At 45.4% G+C, this 16,884-nt stretch carries 16 protein-coding genes; 10 read left to right on the forward strand and 6 right to left on the reverse strand.

The window, feature by feature from the left end; genetic code table 11:
* Positions 1-109: 109 nt before the first annotated feature.
* From QUA42_RS01550 to QUA42_RS01565, 4 genes are all read left to right on the forward strand, one after another.
* Positions 110-2,254 (forward strand): SpoIIE family protein phosphatase, encoded by a 2,145-nt coding sequence (locus QUA42_RS01550; RefSeq protein WP_333134826.1) that lies wholly within the window; start codon positions 110-112, stop codon positions 2,252-2,254.
* 156 nt (positions 2,255-2,410) lie between these two features.
* The gene (locus QUA42_RS01555; RefSeq protein WP_333134493.1) at positions 2,411-3,646 is read left to right on the forward strand and encodes an adenylate/guanylate cyclase domain-containing protein; all 1,236 of its coding nucleotides are present in this window, start codon (positions 2,411-2,413) and stop codon (positions 3,644-3,646) included.
* A 31-nt stretch (positions 3,647-3,677) separates the two neighbouring features.
* Positions 3,678-4,286: a DUF6272 family protein gene (locus tag QUA42_RS01560; RefSeq protein ID WP_333059402.1), complete on the forward strand. Its 609-nt coding sequence runs from the start codon at positions 3,678-3,680 to the stop codon at positions 4,284-4,286.
* A 66-nt stretch (positions 4,287-4,352) separates the two neighbouring features.
* Entirely contained in the window at positions 4,353-4,706 is a 354-nt protein-coding gene (locus QUA42_RS01565) for a slr1659 superfamily regulator (RefSeq protein ID WP_333134495.1), read from the forward strand.
* A gap of 88 nt (positions 4,707-4,794) precedes the next feature.
* On the opposite strand, the gene QUA42_RS01570 is transcribed toward QUA42_RS01565, so the two are convergent.
* The 3 genes from QUA42_RS01570 to QUA42_RS01580 all read right to left on the reverse strand — a co-directional run bounded on the left by QUA42_RS01570 (position 4,795) and on the right by QUA42_RS01580 (position 7,236).
* Positions 4,795-6,276, reverse strand: coding sequence for an ATP-binding protein (locus QUA42_RS01570; RefSeq protein ID WP_333134497.1), 1,482 nt, complete (start codon positions 6,274-6,276; stop codon positions 4,795-4,797).
* Positions 6,277-6,405: 129 nt separating this feature from the next.
* The gene (locus QUA42_RS01575; RefSeq protein WP_333134499.1) at positions 6,406-6,870 is read right to left on the reverse strand and encodes an alpha/beta hydrolase; all 465 of its coding nucleotides are present in this window, start codon (positions 6,868-6,870) and stop codon (positions 6,406-6,408) included.
* Positions 6,871-6,906: 36 nt separating this feature from the next.
* Positions 6,907-7,236 carry an alpha/beta fold hydrolase gene (locus QUA42_RS01580; RefSeq protein ID WP_333134500.1) on the reverse strand — a complete coding sequence of 110 codons (330 nt, stop codon included), beginning with the start codon at positions 7,234-7,236 and terminating at the stop codon, positions 6,907-6,909.
* A gap of 163 nt (positions 7,237-7,399) precedes the next feature.
* On the opposite strand from QUA42_RS01580, the gene QUA42_RS01585 reads away from it, so the two are divergent.
* The gene (locus QUA42_RS01585) at positions 7,400-7,600 is read left to right on the forward strand and encodes a hypothetical protein (RefSeq protein ID WP_006634481.1); all 201 of its coding nucleotides are present in this window, start codon (positions 7,400-7,402) and stop codon (positions 7,598-7,600) included.
* 100 nt (positions 7,601-7,700) lie between these two features.
* On the forward strand, positions 7,701-9,770 hold the full coding sequence (locus QUA42_RS01590; protein WP_445301277.1) for a BamA/TamA family outer membrane protein: 2,070 nt from the start codon (positions 7,701-7,703) through the stop codon (positions 9,768-9,770).
* 316 nt (positions 9,771-10,086) lie between these two features.
* On the opposite strand, the gene QUA42_RS01595 is transcribed toward QUA42_RS01590, so the two are convergent.
* Both QUA42_RS01595 and QUA42_RS01600 read right to left on the reverse strand, forming a co-directional pair.
* Positions 10,087-11,388 (reverse strand): HEAT repeat domain-containing protein, encoded by a 1,302-nt coding sequence (locus QUA42_RS01595; RefSeq protein ID WP_333134504.1) that lies wholly within the window; start codon positions 11,386-11,388, stop codon positions 10,087-10,089.
* A gap of 45 nt (positions 11,389-11,433) precedes the next feature.
* Entirely contained in the window at positions 11,434-11,985 is a 552-nt protein-coding gene (locus tag QUA42_RS01600; protein ID WP_333134506.1) for a CPBP family glutamic-type intramembrane protease, read from the reverse strand.
* A gap of 59 nt (positions 11,986-12,044) precedes the next feature.
* Here QUA42_RS01600 and QUA42_RS01605 point away from each other — a divergent pair, with 59 nt between their 5' ends.
* A complete protein-coding gene (locus tag QUA42_RS01605; protein WP_333134508.1) occupies positions 12,045-12,359 on the forward strand; it encodes an acylphosphatase in 315 nt (104 codons plus the stop codon).
* 133 nt (positions 12,360-12,492) lie between these two features.
* Here the strand turns inward: QUA42_RS01605 and QUA42_RS01610 are convergent, their stop codons facing one another.
* On the reverse strand, positions 12,493-13,140 hold the full coding sequence (locus QUA42_RS01610; protein ID WP_333134510.1) for a phosphoribosylanthranilate isomerase: 648 nt from the start codon (positions 13,138-13,140) through the stop codon (positions 12,493-12,495).
* A 133-nt stretch (positions 13,141-13,273) separates the two neighbouring features.
* Between QUA42_RS01610 and psaK the strand changes: the two genes are divergently transcribed.
* The 3 genes from psaK to QUA42_RS01625 all read left to right on the forward strand — a co-directional run bounded on the left by psaK (position 13,274) and on the right by QUA42_RS01625 (position 16,858).
* Entirely contained in the window at positions 13,274-13,558 is a 285-nt protein-coding gene (gene psaK / locus QUA42_RS01615) for a photosystem I reaction center subunit PsaK (RefSeq protein ID WP_333070476.1), read from the forward strand.
* A gap of 80 nt (positions 13,559-13,638) precedes the next feature.
* Positions 13,639-14,835 (forward strand): site-2 protease family protein, encoded by a 1,197-nt coding sequence (locus QUA42_RS01620; RefSeq protein WP_333134512.1) that lies wholly within the window; start codon positions 13,639-13,641, stop codon positions 14,833-14,835.
* 70 nt (positions 14,836-14,905) lie between these two features.
* A complete protein-coding gene (locus QUA42_RS01625) occupies positions 14,906-16,858 on the forward strand; it encodes an adenylate/guanylate cyclase domain-containing protein (RefSeq protein WP_333134514.1) in 1,953 nt (650 codons plus the stop codon).
* Positions 16,859-16,884: the final 26 nt, after the last annotated feature.

Below are 16,884 nucleotides of genomic sequence, written 5' to 3' on the forward strand. Positions count from 1 at the left end.
GGCTTAACTGCTTATCAAGCTATTCAACAAGCCCTCTCTATTCATGGCTCCCTTTTTTCCCCTAGTTGAGCAATTACCAAAAAACTGCCCGCTGGGAGTGTTTTTAACAATGGTTTCTCAAAAAAGTGCGATGGTCTCCAGAGCTGGCAAATTCCGTCTCCGCAATGTCTTGGTAGTTCCCTTTGTTCTCCAAATTTTGGCGGCTGTTGGCTGCGTTGGCTATCTCTCTTACAGAAACGGAGAGCAGATAGTCAACGATATTGTTAATCAGTTGCGGCAGGAAGTGAGTGCGAGAGTTTACGAACGTGTCCAAACCTATCTGGAAGCTCCGCCACTGGTGAATCAGATCAATCAGGATGCTGTACCTTTGGGGGTGTTGAACTTTGACGATTTGGAGCAAGCTAGACCATATTTTTGGAAACAAATTCTGCAATTTAATTCGATTGGTTACGCGGGAATTGCCAACGAAAAAGGTCAGTACCTGCGTGTGGGTTGGGTAAATCGGCTGGTTGGACTTGAGCAACCTCAGCTTGCCCAGCAACTGATTCCGGGGGGTGGCGACTTGATATATTACAACCTTGACGATAATGGAAACCCGACAACAATCGACAAAACCACGCCCAATTATGACGTTCGCACGCGCCCTTTTTACAGAGTAGCTGTTGAGAAGAAACAGGCAGGTTGGAGTGAAGTTTATATTAATTTTGGCTACGGTACGCTGCAAATTAATGCGAGTCTACCCTATTATGATCCCGAAGGAAAACTAATTGGCGTGCTGACTTGCCAGATGGGACTAGATCAAATTCGCCACTTCCTGCAAACCTTACGCGTGGGTAATTCCGGTCAAGTATTTATCATTGAGCCCCAGGGTGAGTTAATAGCCACTTCGGTTAAAGAACAGCCTCTTTCGGTGGGAAAAGGCCCAGATACAAAGCGGCTCAAAGCACAGGAAAGCAGCAACCCATTGATGCGTCAAAGTGTGGTTTATCTGCTCGATAAATTCAAGCATTTGGAAGACATCGATCAAACTGTTCAACTTGACTTTAAGCTGAACGGTGAGCGGCAATTTATCCAAGTTTCTCCGCTAACTGACAAGTACGGCCTCAATTGGCTGAGTGTCGTAGTAGTTCCTGAAGCTGACTTTATGGCGCAAATTTATGCTAACACTCGGCAGACCATGTGGCTGTGTATTGTGGCTCTCATTGTCTCTGTTGGAGTGGGTATTTTCACCGCTAGCTGGATTACTCGCCCCCTTAACCAAATTGCTCAAGCTTCAGAATATCTAGCAGGTGGTACTCTTAACCCGAACGTTGATTCCAGTCGGATTTGGGAAATTGAAACCTTAACAAATTCCTTTAACAGCATGGCGAGACAACTGCAAGAATCCTTTGAGACTCTAGAAGATAAAGTCAAAGAACGCACCTCTGAGCTCGCCACAGCCACTAAACAAATTGCCGCTCTCAACCAGCGCCTAAAAGCGGAAAACCTCCGCATGAGCTCCGAGCTCGATATGCTCAAACAAATGCAGCAGTTGATTCTGCCAAAACCTGCTGAACTTGCAGCCATTGAAGATTTAGATATTGCCGGATTTATGGAGCCAGCCTCGGAAGTAGGCGGTGATTACTACGACATACTTTGTACTAACGGGGTTGTCACAATTTGCATTGGTGATGTCACCGGACACGGATTAGAAAGCGGCATTTTGATGGTTATGACTCAAGCTGCTGTCCGCACTCTTCAGGAAATGCAAGAATCTAACCCCGTGCGTTTTTTAGATACCCTCAACCGCACTCTTTATAAAAATGTCCAGCGCATGAACTCCGATAAAAATATGACACTAGCTTTGCTCAACTATGCGGATCGCACAATTAGTATTAGCGGTCAACATGAGGAAACTATTGTGGTCAGGAAAGGCGGCCAAATCCAGCGGATAGACACCATAAATTTAGGATTTCCGCTCGGCTTAGATGAGGATATTTCCGATTGGATTAGCCATGTTTTAGTAGACTTAGAGCCGGGGGACGGGGTGGTGCTTTATACTGACGGCATCCCCGAAGCTAGAAACATACATAAAAAATTCTACGGTATCGAAAGACTCTGTGAAGTAGTTTCTCAAAACTGGCATTTAAGCGCCGAACAAATTAAGGAAGCCGCCATCGATGATTGGCGACAATTTATTGGAGAACAAAAAGTATTTGATGACATTACCTTGCTAGTATTGAAGCAACAGGGAAATATTGTGCATAATTTATGATTGACGGTCGTCAACCCGGTTTCTACGAAAGAGCTTGGATTTACTGGTCAAGCATCGAAGCAGAAACAGGATTTCGAGTTCCGCGCCGGTAAGTTATAATAATTTACAGCGAGGAAGTCAAACAATTTTGCGCTTCCAGATTCGGAAGTATAAATTATGAAACCACAAATAAATTTAGCACCATCTAAATCTCCAGAAGAACTCCATACCCAGCTACAGGAGTTGAGCCAAAAACTTGAGGAAGTAGAGGATGAAAAAAATAGCTATGAAACCTTAGTAGAAATTATCACGCAACACTCCACGGATCTGGAAAACCAGATCCGTCATAAAAACCGAGAGATGCAGACTTACATCGAGCAGGTAAAAAAAGTTATAGATGCAGCTATTGCTGTAAAAAACAATAGCTTTCAACCCCAGATATTGTCAGATGTGGCAGCGCGCAGTGATGCACTGGGAGAACTGGCACAGGTATTTGCCCATATGGTGCAAACAGTGAAAGCGCGGGAACAAGAATTAGAGAAACTTTTGCAGGCTTACGGACGTTTTGTTCCCGATGAATTTCTCCAATTTCTCGGCAAGCAGAGCATGGTTGATTTCCAACTTGGAGATCACGTGAGCAAAGAGATGGCAATTATGTTTTCCGATATGCGTTCGTTCACCACGATGGCGGAGCAAATGACTCCTCAAGAAAACTTTGACTTCATCAATAACTATTTACAGCAAATTAGTCCCGAAATTCGCAAGCACAACGGTTTTATTGTCAAGTATATTGGAGATGGAGTCATGGCAGTTTTTCCTGATGGCGTGGATGATGCTATTCAGGCAGGAATTGTGAAATTGGAGCAGTTGCAGAAATACAATCAAAGCCGTAAAATAAATGGGGATATACCGTTGAAGATTGGCATTGGTATCCATGTGGGCGATACGATGGTTGGGATTATTGGAGATGCGAATCGGATGCAAGCAGATGCGCTCTCAGATCATGTCAATCTCACCGCTCGTCTGGAAGGTTTGACTAAGTATTATGGCGTATCTTTATTAATTTCGGGAGATGTGGTACAACGTTTGAGTCAACCCGAAAAGTATCATATCCGTTTTTTAGATCGGGCTATTGTCAAAGGTAGACAAGAAGCCATTACAGTTTGTGAGGTGTTAGATGTTGAAGTAGAGCCAGTGCGATCGCTCAAAATTCAAACTTTGCCTCTATTTGAGGAGGGACTCCAAGAATATTGTCAGGGAAATTTTGCTAAGGCCATAGTTTGTTTTGAACAGATAGTAGCACTAAATCCAGATGACAAGCCAAGTCAACTTTACCTAAAACGCATCCAATTGCTGTTAAAAAATAGTCTTCCTGCTAACTGGAATGGCGTGTGGAAATTTACTCAAAAGTGACATTAATACATCAATTGGAGATAAAACAATCATGACATCTGGAAGCTTAAAAACAATGACACAAATCTTTGGAGAATTCATTGAAGATTTTCCTCCTGAACACGACTCCCTAGAACTTACATTTACTCCCAGTTCTCGCCCGATCAAACAGCGCTGGCGCAACAATCGGCTTTCAGCTCATTTTGTAGCCGATTATTTGTCTAGCTTTCTACCGGTGGATGAGGAGGATGCTAGCAGTGAGAAACGGATAAAAGAAAGCAAAGGAGCTGTTAGCTATGTCGCCAACGAACTCTTAGAAAATGCGATAAAATTTAATAAGGATGATATCAATTACAAGGTCAGATTTGGTATACATTTTATTGGTGAAACCGAGGTGACGGCGGTAATTTTTGCCAGTAATAGTGTCAATCCAGAAGGGGCGAAAAAGTTGAAGGAGTTTATTGAAGAAATTCTCGATTCCGATCCAAATGAACTTTATTTGCAGCAGCTTGAAAAGAATGCGGAATCTGAAAGCGATACCTCGGGATTGGGATTGCTGACGATGATTAATGACTATTCAGCTAAGATAGGTTGGAAATTCGATCGCAGGCCAGATAGTGATACCATCATTGTTACGACTGTGGTTCAAATTAGGGTCTAGTTTCTAGCATTTCAATATTTACTCTCTTGTGCGATCGCAATATATTAGTCAGGAAACCAAATCACAATGGGCATTCAAGAAATTAAAGGTGAAGATTACACCATTCAGTACGATCCAGAATCAGTCACAGTCACTTTCCAAGGCGAACTCAGCCTGAGTGGCCCTCCAGAATATGCCCCAATAGCAGAATTGTTAGATGAGGTCGCCAATGGGGAACCGCCTACTATTACCTTGAACCTAAAACAATTGGAATTTGTTAACAGTTCTGGTATCAGTATGCTGTCTAAATTTGTCATTAGCGTCCGGAAAAAGAAAACGATTCAACTTTTGGTATTGGGTTCAAATGATATTCCTTGGCAACAGAAATCTCTCAGAAATTTAGAAAAGCTGTTGCCAACTTTGAAGCTAGAATTAGGGTAGGGTATGTGTAAATTTTAACTACAGTTAACACAGGCGGGACGGCCGTGCCACAGTTAACATAGATAAATGTGGATGATTAGTAAATTGCTTAAGTTTGCTGGATCGGCAGTTCAATGATAAACTCGGTTCCCTTGCCGGGTTCCGACTCGCACCGAAGCGATCCTAGGTGATTTTCTACTAAGATTTTGTAGACAATAGACAATCCTAAACCGGTACCTTTACCGATTTCCTTGGTGGTGAAAAACTGCTCGAACATTCGCTCTTTTATCTGTGGTGTCATTCCGGGTCCCGTGTCAGCAATCCGCACTCTCACGCGATCGGGCCCAGCTAATTCTGTGGTTATCGAAATTTTGAGCGCAGCATAGGGCTGATTTTGTGATGTCTCATCCAAAGCATCGATGGCGTTGGTAATTAGATTCATAAATACTTGATTTAGCTGTCCTGAATAACACTCTACAGGAGGCAATTTTCCATAATTTTTAATTACTTGAATGTCGCGACGGTCTATTTGAGAATTGAGACGGTTTCGCAAAATTAACACGGTGCTGTCAATGCTGTCGTGCAAGTCGCACATGGTCATGTTACTGTTATCGGTTCGCGAAAAATTGCCCATAGATTTGACAATTTCGCGAATGCGATTGGAACCCATTTGCATGGAAGAGATAACTTTAGGTAAGTCTTCAACTAGAAAACCAAGATCTATCTCTTCGATTTTAGCTGTGATTTCTGGACAGGGATTGGGATAGCATTCTTGATAGAGACACAGCAGGTGCAACAAATCTTGAGTATAAATTGCTGCATGGCTCAAGTTGCCGTAAATAAAACTAACTGGGTTATTAATTTCGTGAACGATACTAGCCATTAGCGCCCCCAGCGAAGACATTTTTTCGCTGTGGAGGAGTTGAGCTTGAGTTTGTTTTAGTTCGCGAAGTGCGCGATCGAGCTGGGCGGCTTGAGCTTCCGCTTTCGAGGTAGCAGCACAGCTTTCTTGATAAAGTTCTACCTGTTTAAGGTCGATTTCAAATTGTTCTATTTCGCTTTCTTGCTGGTATTGACTCACCACGGCATCGAAAGCTTCTAGCAAGTCGCCGCCCGCTGCTTCGACAATGTACAGCAGGTGGGGATTTTCCAGCATGAGTTCGGCATCGGGAACTTGCACCAATGCTTTTATTCGATCGATATATGCGCGCACTTGCTTGTCTAAATACAGTGGCGGCTCAAAATACATTGCCTTGAGGGTGGCTGAAGGGGGACTCACTAAGTTGATGCTGCTGCCAATATTAATTAAGTCGCGGTGCGATTTTTCCATAAGCTCGATCGCCTCTAACAAATTACCCCGCAGTTTGGCTCTTTCTACGCCATTCTGAGAGCAAACTAACCTCATGCAAAAAAAAGCCGTTCGTTGGGAAAGCATTCGCTGGCGGCCGCTGATGTTAATTACCGCAGCACTAATTTTTCTGGCAGTCGTAATTTCTTCCAGATTAAAGTAGTTGCTCAGTGCTGCCATTGGTAATACCCCCGACTCAACTAAATGTCTGTAGCTCCTGCTGACACAAGATTTAAGAGCCATAAAAATAATTGTACAAGACACTAATCAATATATTCTGTATTTCCTAATAAAGTAGTATACTAAAACACAATTATTGGCACTTGGTGGCTTATCACACTTTTTATGATTAGGCTTCTTGCACAGTTTTTCTTAATTATTCAAAAATTCACAAGTCCACTTCGCCATAATTTGAGCTTGAGTTTGCGGCAAGCCGTGATCAGCATTGGGAATAATTGCTAACTCTGCCCCCGGTATCTCGTTAGCGTAGGTTTCACAGTGCCATAGAGGAATTGTTTCGTCACTATCTGCTGCGATGACTAAGGTAGGAATTTGCAATTGGTGAATTTCTTTTTCTACTGTATCAACTGCATCTTCGGGCCGCATCCGACTCATTAAAAATGACCTTGCTACTGGTTGAGACATTAACTCCCTGCGCCACCCATAAATTTGCTGCAATTGCTCACTTTTTCCCGCTAAACTAGCAAAAGGTTTTGCCAACTGCAAGGCCCAATCAACGGCTGGGGTTTCCCACAACAGCGGCCGCAAAGCATCGTATTGACCGCAAAAACTGTCGTCCCGAATTCCGGCTGGTGCTGCTAACGCTAAACTGCTCACAGAATTAGGATATTTGAGGGAATATGCAGATGCTACTCAACCGCCAAAAGAATGTCCGATGATGCAGCATGGTTCGATATTTAGTTGTTCTACAACTTGGCGCACAAAAGCAACTTCTACAGCTACGTCGTAGCGAATTTCTGGTTTGCTGGATTCTCCAAAACCCAACATATCTAAACTGATGCACCGAAACTGAGAGTCCAATAACTCAATTAATGGCAGCCAGCAAGTCTTTTCTCCGAAGAAACCGTGCAGCATCAATAAGGGTCGGCCGCACCAGATGTCGAGGTAGGCGGCTGTTTGGCTGCTGCTATTGACAAATGTACTTAATATGTGCTTTTGTCCTGCAAGTGCTTGAGACTGCATGGGCGATCGACTCGTGATTGATAGGTAAGATCTATTTGTAAACAATTGTAACAAAAAAGCAGTCCAAAGGTTAAACTTCATTACGGAGTACACAGTTAGAAATAGACCATGATATTGTCTATGATTATTAGAAAATACTACAAACCCAAAGCAGGAGAACACTTTGAACTCTACTTTAAAACAGTACCCGGCTTGCTCTCTTCGCGAAGATGTCAGTGAGTACGTAGCACACCTACAGCTTCACATGACGTTACAAGCTCGCAACTTGCTCCCTACCATTACCACCGCTAAGGATAGTCGCGAACAACTGTTGCAGCAGACTCAGGCTCATTTTGAGAAACGAGTTTCTCGACAAGCTATTTAAACAAATTTTACGATCGCCCGCGGTCGATCGAACTTTCGCACATTTCAGCATCCCAGAAACCCGGTAGCCTCAACAATACCGGGTTTCTTTTCGGCTAATTATGCAGGGGGCCCGGTTTTGGGTAATATGCGTTCGGTGTGTTTTAAATTTAATGTCTATGCGAATTTCGATGATTGCATTTTTGACTGTGGCGGCGCTGGGTGGCGGCGAATTGGCAGCGCGGGCGATTGATCCGAGTGCCGCAGCGACTGAGGCGGAGTTTAGAGAGGGAACCGCACAGGCACAGAGGGCGCAGAGGGAGGATGAGGTCATTGGTGATAACTTAACGTTAAACCGACCGTCTCTCTTGTTTGTAGCGAAGTCTAGATCCCCCCTAACCCCCCTTAATAAGGGGGGGACAAGAAATATGCTCAAAGTCCCCCTTCTTAAGGGGGATTTAGGGGGAGCTAGACTAGATGACAAGCGACATTTGTTATCGCTTCCAGTCTTAAATAGTCACCAATCGGATGAGGTGAACCCAACTGTGCAGGATTTGCCGGCATCCGATGAGCTCGCAGCTTCTCCAGAAGTACGCGCGGCGCAGCTATCTCCTAGGGAATCGCCCTCATATCGTTTCCGGTTGCATCACAATAATAAAATTGAGTCAACAGTTAACACTCAACCATTGAGTTTTTCCACCCCAAGTCAACAGTCAACAATCATTCCGGTGCAACCGGAATTGATATCACTCAAGTCCAGCCACAATAAAGATTTTACATCGTTAAAAACTCCGGCGACTATCGCGGCCAACGCCGAAATCCCCGAAGCAGTAAACAGCAACGCCCGACAGCTAGGCGGTACCCTACAAATCAGTCAAGCGGGCAACGCTGAGGGCGTTTACGTTGCAGAGGTGAAAATTCGCTTTGTCAATTCCCGAGGCGAAGCTGTTGATAAAAAAGGGAATCCCGTTGAGGGCAGAATTTCGGAAGATTTTATCCGAGGCGAACTCAAACTCAAGGCGGGGGATAACTACAGCCGGGAAGTTGTACGATCGGATTTACAGCAGTTGCAGCAATTGGGATTGTTTGACAAAGTGACGGTTTCGATCGAAGAAGTTGGCACGGATGTTAATGTAATCTACAACGTTCAAGAGCGATCGGCTCGCTCTTTTAGCGTGAGTGCCAGTCTTAGTGATGATGTTGGCGTTGCTGTTCCTCTTTCCTATACCGATCGAACTTTCGGCCGGGCGCCACAGCGGCTGGCGGTGGAACTTGAGCCCAGCCTCCGAGGTATCCAGTACGATGTCCAGTTTGTCAGCCCTTACGTTGCCGCCGAAGACCGTTTGGGATACAGTGTGAGAGCTTTTGGCGATCGCAGAATATCGGAAATTTTCAACAAAGATATTGATTTGCCCAACGGGAACCGAGTTCGGGAAATTCGGATGGGGGGAAATCTCAGGTTTACCAGACCTTTGGGCGATTGGCAATCGACTTTGGGACTCAATTATACAAATATCAGTACGCGCGATCGCAACTTAAATATCGCCCGCCGCGACGAACTCGGCAATCCTCTCACATTCAGCGGCAGCGGCGTTGACGAGTTATACACTGTTTCTTTTGGCGCAATGCGCGATCGGCGGGACAATCCTTTCAACCCCACCAGCGGCTCGATTCTCAGCCTCAGCACCGAGCAGTCGATACCTCTGGGGCGAGGAAACATTGTGAGTAACAGGCTGTTAGCAAATTATATACAGTATGTACCAGTAACTTTGTTCGGCATCAGCGAGTCCGAAGCCTTGCCCGAAATGCTGGCTTTTAACTTGCAAGCGGGCACGGTAATCGGGGATTTGCCACCAACGGAAGCTTTTCGCCTCGGCGGCCGCAATTCCGTGCGGGGTTACGATAGCGGGGATATTGGCAGTGGCCGGAGTTATTTTTTGGCTTCCGGCGAATATCGGTTCCCTGTCGGCAGGGATGTCGGCGGCGTGATATTTGTTGATTTTGCGTCGGATTTGGGTACAGGAGATAGCGTACTCGGAAAACCGGCGGTAGTCAGGGACAAACCGGGGACTGGGGCGGGAGTTGGGGTGGGTGTGAGGGTGCGATCGTCCTTTGGATTAATTCGCTTAGATATGGCTGTTAGCGACTCCGGCGACCTCAAATTTATACTCGGTACAAAGCAACGTTTTTAAGAATAGTGCAACCGATCAGTTACACAACAATCTTAAACAGATTTTGCGCGACTCAATTGCCGCCAAAGCCGTTGGCAGGGCATCATAAAACCTATCGGCCTCGGCTGGCGGGGTGTCGGTGATTGCTGCGTCTGATTGGGCGAGTTATCGATCGAATAATTGAGTTTGATTTCTTTCCTCAACCCAACCTCCACAGTTTGTGGTAGTAATCGAAATTGAGTGAAATACAGCACCTCGGTAAGGACACAACAATGTTGTATCCCTACTGTGTTGTAGGCAATTGACAATTGCTATATTTATTTGTGATCGTAAATGCTTAACGCTTTGGTTTCTTCAGATCAACAGTTTTCGGCTTAGCCGGCGGAGTGCGCGGATAAAACTTAAACTTATTGAGCGCAGCACTTGCCGATTTAGCCACACCGCTATCTATATCTCGCAAAGCTTTTTGTAGCAGCGGAATCACTTTTTCCGACTTAATCATTGCTAGTGATTCCACAGCAGCTTCGCGCACCTCCGGGTGAATATCTTGAGCTAATTTTCCCAAGGTTTCTATTGCTCGCTGACCTTCGGACCTCAGAGCATTAGCAGCAGCCATTTTACCTAAAGCAGACGCTGCAAACTTGCGGGTTTCTTTATCCTGACTTTGAACACATCCCATCAACTGCGGTAGGGAATAGCTTGATGCTTGTCTGGCAATTGGAAGCTGTGGTTCGACTGCTGGTTGATGTAAATCAATTGGTTGCGGTTCTGAAAAACCTGTGTAACTTAACTCTTCTTCAACTTCGGTTTTATTTAACTCACTTGACAGTTCCTGCCAAACTTCTTCTTGTGATATACCGTCGGCAAATTCTGTTGAATTTAACTGACTAAACTGCTGATCGGGGACTTCTTGTTGTTGTACATTACTCTCGTACTGCTCTTGCAAAGACCTGATAGTAGCTTGCATCTGAGCTTCGTGAGCTATCAACTGCTCGTGAGCCGCTTGCAACTGACTCTCGTATTGCTCTTGCAAAGCCTCCATATTTAACTGCATCTCAACCTCGCGGTTCTCATATTCCTCGGCAGTTTGCCTCAAGCGAATTTCGTGTTCATCTTGCAGGTTTTGCAAATGTTGCTCCATCTGAGCTTGATAACTTAGATGCAATTCGTCAGCAACTCTAAGTAAATGATGTTCGTGTTCTGCTTGCAAAGATTGAATATTTTGCTGCATCCTAGCATTGTTAGCTGCTTCTAATTCCTCGCTGATTTGTCGCCGCAGCTCATGCTCGTCTATGCTGGTAACTGGTTGGGGCTGACTGTCGCGTTCTGCCAAAACTTGTTGGAGCTGGTTTTCATATTGAGCTGCAACTTGTTTGAGCTGGTTTTCGTATTGGGTAGTAACTTGTCTGAGTAAATTGTCGTGTTCGATAGTAGCTTTTCTAAGCTGATTTTCCCGTTCTCCTTTCTGAGATTCGACAGCTTGTTGCACCCGAGACATCTGAGCTAATTCTATTTCCTCACTAATTCTGCGAGTTTGCTGCAAGTATTCTTGTTTTTGCTTCTTTAAGCGCTTTTCCACTAACCAGTAAGCAACTGCTACCCCTGCCAAAAAACCTACGATCGCTCCTATGATACCCACAACTGAGATCCTCCCGACAAAATAGTGATGCTAGACTTTTTACATTTAACCATATAGCCTCCTGTAACCGCCCAATAGCAGCAGCCAGGCTGTCACTGCGAGCCAGTGAACCGCCACGGCAGGCCAGAGAGAACCGCTTTGCAGGTATGCGAGGGAGCACGCAACTCCCAAAATTGCCGCCAGTAGCAAAAACACTGGATTCATAAAGGTCGATCGACCAACCGGGTAAAAAGTTAGCGCGTTCAGCGGGTGGTAAACTACAAAAACCGCCAAACTCGCGCATCCCCAAAACCACAGCATTAACCCAGAAGCCTTCTCGAACGGGTGCGGCAGCATTAACACCCGGAACAATAATTCCTCGGTGATGCCCGGACTTAACAAACAGCCAAGAAGCACTCCCACAATTGTACGCCGAGAGGTTTGCACGTCTACTTTTAGAAATCCCGACCAAAAACCCACGGAAAGAGCGATCAAAGTGTAAACCAGCGCGAGCATAGCTGCAACCAGCCAATCAGTGAAATCGGGAATAGTTGAAAAAGCCAGGGTGATACGGCGTATCAGGAATCCCGGCAGCGAGATCGCACTAAAATTTAACATAATCAAACTGATCCTTAAAATTTTCAAACAGATGTTAGCAGTAAGTTGAGCCGTTTATTATGCAAAACCAATCATTGCCGCCCGTCAGAGTCCGCGTTTTTGTTTCGGGATTAGTTCAAGGAGTAGGATACCGATATTCAACGAGGAATCAAGCAAAGTATTTCGGCCTGGGCGGCTGGGTAAGAAATCTCCCTGACGGCCGCGTCGAGGCTGTCTTTGAAGGCTCCAAAAAAGCTGTGGAAGGAATGATTAGTTGGTGCCGCCGCGGCCCCACCGGTGCTAAGGTTAGTGAGTTGGTTTTGGAATACGAAGACCCGCAGGGCGATTCCCTTCAAGATAGCTCCGCCGCGCGTACTTTTGAGATCCGCCGATAACAGAATAAAGGGAATAAACTGCGGTTGAAACCGCTACTGTATCAACGAGGTCTGCCTTGTATAAGGCAGGCTTCGCCGACGCTGACTAAAGAATGAATCGCATAAAAAGCGCGAATTTGCTATTGCCAATTTATCAATGATGAGCAAGTTGACTTAAATTAGCAAACAACTGAGCAACTTTGGTCAAATCTTTATCTCCCGGCGCTATTTCTACGCCGCTAGACAGGTCAACACCGCTGAAGTTATTGCCGATAGCGCTATCAATTGCATTTAAAATATTATCGGGTGTTAAACCGCCTGCCAGCAGCCAAGGACACTGCGGTCTAAACTCTGATAACATCATCCAGTCGATCGTTTTACCAGTACCGCCCAATTGCTGTGGATGGTAAGCATCCAGTAGTAAAGTATCGACACGAACAGCATAAACAGCAGCGCTGGCTAAAGTTTCAGGAGTCTTAACTCTCAGGGCTTTGATAATTTCAATTCCCGGCAAAAACTCCCGCAGTCGATCGCAATATTCCGCTGTTTCATCTCCATGCAACTGCACCCCGGTTAAATTTGACTCTGCCGCTACTTGACAGATATTTTCTATTGTGGTGTTAGCAAAAACGCCGATGCGATCGACATTTTCCGGCAACTGCTCGACAATCAGGCGAATTGTTTCTGGGCTGACATAGCGGGGGGAAGCCGGCACGCAGATAAACCCCAAAGCCTGGGCTCCCAAGCGGGCGATCGCAATTCCTTGGTCTAATTTAGTGATTCCGCAAATTTTAACCCGCACTCTTCCTCCTGGGTTCAGCAGTTGTATCAAAATATCAACGAATTGTTAACTATTAAAACAAATCTTAGTTTAATGCAAACCGCTTTTTATAATCTTGGAAATCAATTTATCTGTGAAATCAGGAGATAAGAACATGATCAACTCATCTTTGCTGTTAGCCGTACAATCTACCGCTCCCTCAACACCCGAGTGGTCGCCACTGGTAGGACTGACAATGATTTTATGTAATTTGCTGGCGATCACGATCGGCTACTACGGCATCTCCAAGCAAAACCGAGGCAAGGGCCCAGCTTTACCCGTTGCACTCCCTGGAATGTTCAAAGGCTTCGGCGTACCAGAATTGCTGGCAACAGCCAGCTTCGGTCACTTGCTCGGAGCCGGAGTAATCTTGGGCTTGGGTAACGCCGGAGTTCTGTAAAAATCAGGGGAAAGGCAAAGGCAAGGGGTAGAAAAGATATAATAGAAACTCTTTCTTGCTCTCCTTTCCCAGGAAACTTCATGCAGACAGGTTGGCGAATCGGCTCTTTATTTGGCATCCCCCTAGTTATAGATTATTCGTGGTTTATAATTTTAGCCTTAGCAACCCGCGAATACGCCAGCAGTTACCGCCTGTGGGGGCCTGCGCTCTCCTGGAGTGCGGGGTTAGCAATAGCTCTACTGCTGTTTGCTTCCGTACTCTTGCACGAACTCGGACACAGCTTGGCGGCGATATCGCAAGGCATTAAAGTTAATTCTATTACCTTATTCTTATTTGGCGGAGTAGCTTCGATCGACTCGGAATCAAAAACTCCCGGTCAAGCTTTTCAAGTAGCTATTGCCGGCCCTCTCGTCAGCTTTGCGCTGTTTTTAATCCTCGGTTTGGGTTCTCAAGTTCTTCCCCCGAAAAGTTTGCTAGCAATTGTCACCGAAAGGGTAGCGCTAATCAATCTCGTTTTGGGATTATTTAACTTAATTCCCGGTCTGCCTTTGGATGGAGGACAAGTTTTAAAAGCAGCAATTTGGAAAATCACCGGCTCTCGATTTGCAGGCGTTCGCTGGGCGGCAAAAACAGGACAAGTTTTAGGTTGGCTGGCTGTTGCTTTGGGTCTGAGTTTATGTTTTTTAGCGCGCGAGTACGGCGGCTTGTGGATTGCGCTGATCGGTTGGTTTGGCATTCGCAATGCCACTGCTTATAGCCAAGTTACTTCGCTGCAAGAAGCCCTACTCAAAATAAAAGCCAGCGATGCGATGAGCCGCGAGTTTCGAGTTGTAGATGCAGATTTGACTCTGCGAGAATTTGCCGATAGATATTTGTTAGAAGTCAATCCGTTTCCATTTTACATTGCTGCGACCAACGGCCGGGATTTGGGCTTAGTGTCGATCGACGATATCCGCTTCACAGAACGCAGTCAATGGCAAATTCAGACTTTGCACAACATTTTGAAACCGCTGGGAAAAACCCCCACAGTCTCGGAAAAAGCATCCATTGCAGAAGTAATTAACAAGATGGAAGCCCGTCAACTTTCCCGAATCATCGTCCTCTCGCCGATTGGTTCAGTAGCGGGGACGATCGATCGGGGTGACGTGGTTAAAGTTTTGGCAAAATACCTCAAGCCCCAGATTTCAATCGCCGACATCAAGCGCAGCAAAGAAGAAAACAGCTATCCGCAGGGATTGCAGTTAAGTGCGATCGCCAAAACCGCACAAGAAAACTAAAATTTTGGCATCAGTAAGGGGCATTTACGAGCGTGCCAATGTTAGATTGTTGAAACCAACAATTATTAATATGCCCAAATTCTTTCATCAATTTCATAGTCAGTTGAAGGAGAGAGGGTGGAGTTGGAAAAACTTAACTCATTCCTTCCCCTTCCCTGACTTGCAGCCTCTGGCTATTATCTGGATTGCCGTGACAGGAACTCTACTAGGAGTGCGGCATTTAGGCTGGTTGCAGCCACTGGAATTAAATGCTTTCGACGTGATGGTGCAGTTGCGACCAGATCCGGGTCCTGACCCCAGGTTGCTGATAGTGACAATCACAGAACAGGACATTCATGCTTTTAAGAAATGGCCAATTTCCGATGGCGTTTTAGCAAAAGCGATCGCCGAAATAGCGCGTTTTGAACCCACAGCTATTGGCATAGATATAATTCGCGACATTCCCTACGAACCGGGGAATGCAGAATTAGTAGCTCAATTGAAAAACCCCAAAGTATTTCCCATTACCTTCATCGGCAAGTCAAAGTACGATCGAGTGCCACCTCCTCCTAACATACCAGATGAGCGAGTAGCATTTAACGACTTAGTAGTCGATCCAGATGGTATAGTGCGCCGCAATTTGATTTCTCGTGGCTATGGTAAAAACACATTTTTCTCATTGTCCAGTACGCTAGCTTTTGCATATTTTGACAGCAAAAAAATCCCATATAAAACCATAAAAAACGATATTTTCGTGGTAGATAAAACGGTATTTTCAAAACTGCGATCTCACTCAGGAGGTTATCAGAAGATTGATGCCAAAGGTTATCAAATATTGCTCGATTACCGCTCTGGGGAAAATATAGCAGAGAGCGTGACACTAACTGAAGTTTTGGATGGCAAAGTTGACCCCAAATTGGTCACAGGTAAAATAGTCTTAATCGGGGTTACAGCCCCCACTGTAAAAGATATTTTTTCTACGCCTTACAGCGCTAGTAAAAACGGTAATATTCTGACCCCTGGGGTATTAATTCACGCAACGGCCACCAGCCAATTTCTCAGCGCAATTTTAGACGGCAAAGGGATATTTTGGTATTGGGACGAATGGCAAGAAATGCTGTGGCTCGCTGTTTGGAGTGCAGTGGGCGGCTGTTTAGCTTGGTGGCTAGAAAAATCGCTGAGTTTGATGGGAAGTGCGATCGCAGCTTGCTGTTCATTATTCGGATTCACCTTTTTCCTCTTCATGCAACAGGGGTGGATACCTCTAATGGCCCCAACCCTGGCACTTTTAATCACCGCAGCAGTTGCAGTTACCTATAAATACGAGCAGTCGAAGCAACAGCAAGGGATTGTGATGAAGTTATTAGGACAACAAACTTCACCAGCGATCGCCAATGCCCTGTGGAAAGAGCGCGTCCATCTGCTCGAATCTGGCTTATTGCCAGGGCAAAAACTTACTGCTACCATCATACTGACCGACTTGCAAGGTTTTAGTACAATCTCCGAAAAACTACCGCCAGAAGTAGTAATGAGTTGGTTAAATGAGTATTTATCAGCAATGGCCCAAGAAGTCCAAGCACATCAAGGCGTGATTAATAAATTTACCGGAGATGGAATGCTGGCAGTATTTGGCGTACCTATTCCCCGCACCACTCCAGAAGAAATTGCCGAAGATGCTCGCCTCGCCGTATCTTGCGCTCTAGCCATCAGTTCCCGCTTGCCAGAAATGAATCAAAATTGGCTCACACGCGGTTTGCCGACCGCAAAAATGCGAGTAGGAATCTTTACAGGGCCTGTGATGGTGGGTAGTCTGGGAGGCGCAACCCGTTTAGAATATGGAGTGATCGGCGACAGCGTAAATATTGCCTCTCGGCTCGAAAGCTGCGAAAAGGATCGGCAAGAGGACACTTGCCGCATATTGATTGCAGAAGAAACCTTTCTGCATCTGGCAGGGAAATTTGAAGTAGAATCTTGGGGAGCTTTACCGTTAAAAGGCAGGGAACAAAAAGTTAATGTCTACCGCATTTTGGGAATTAAAAAGTAATAAAAAGACAGAATCAATCCCTAAAA

This window comes from Microcoleus sp. Pol11C2, assembly GCF_036701505.1.
Taxonomy (GTDB): domain Bacteria; phylum Cyanobacteriota; class Cyanobacteriia; order Cyanobacteriales; family Microcoleaceae; genus Microcoleus.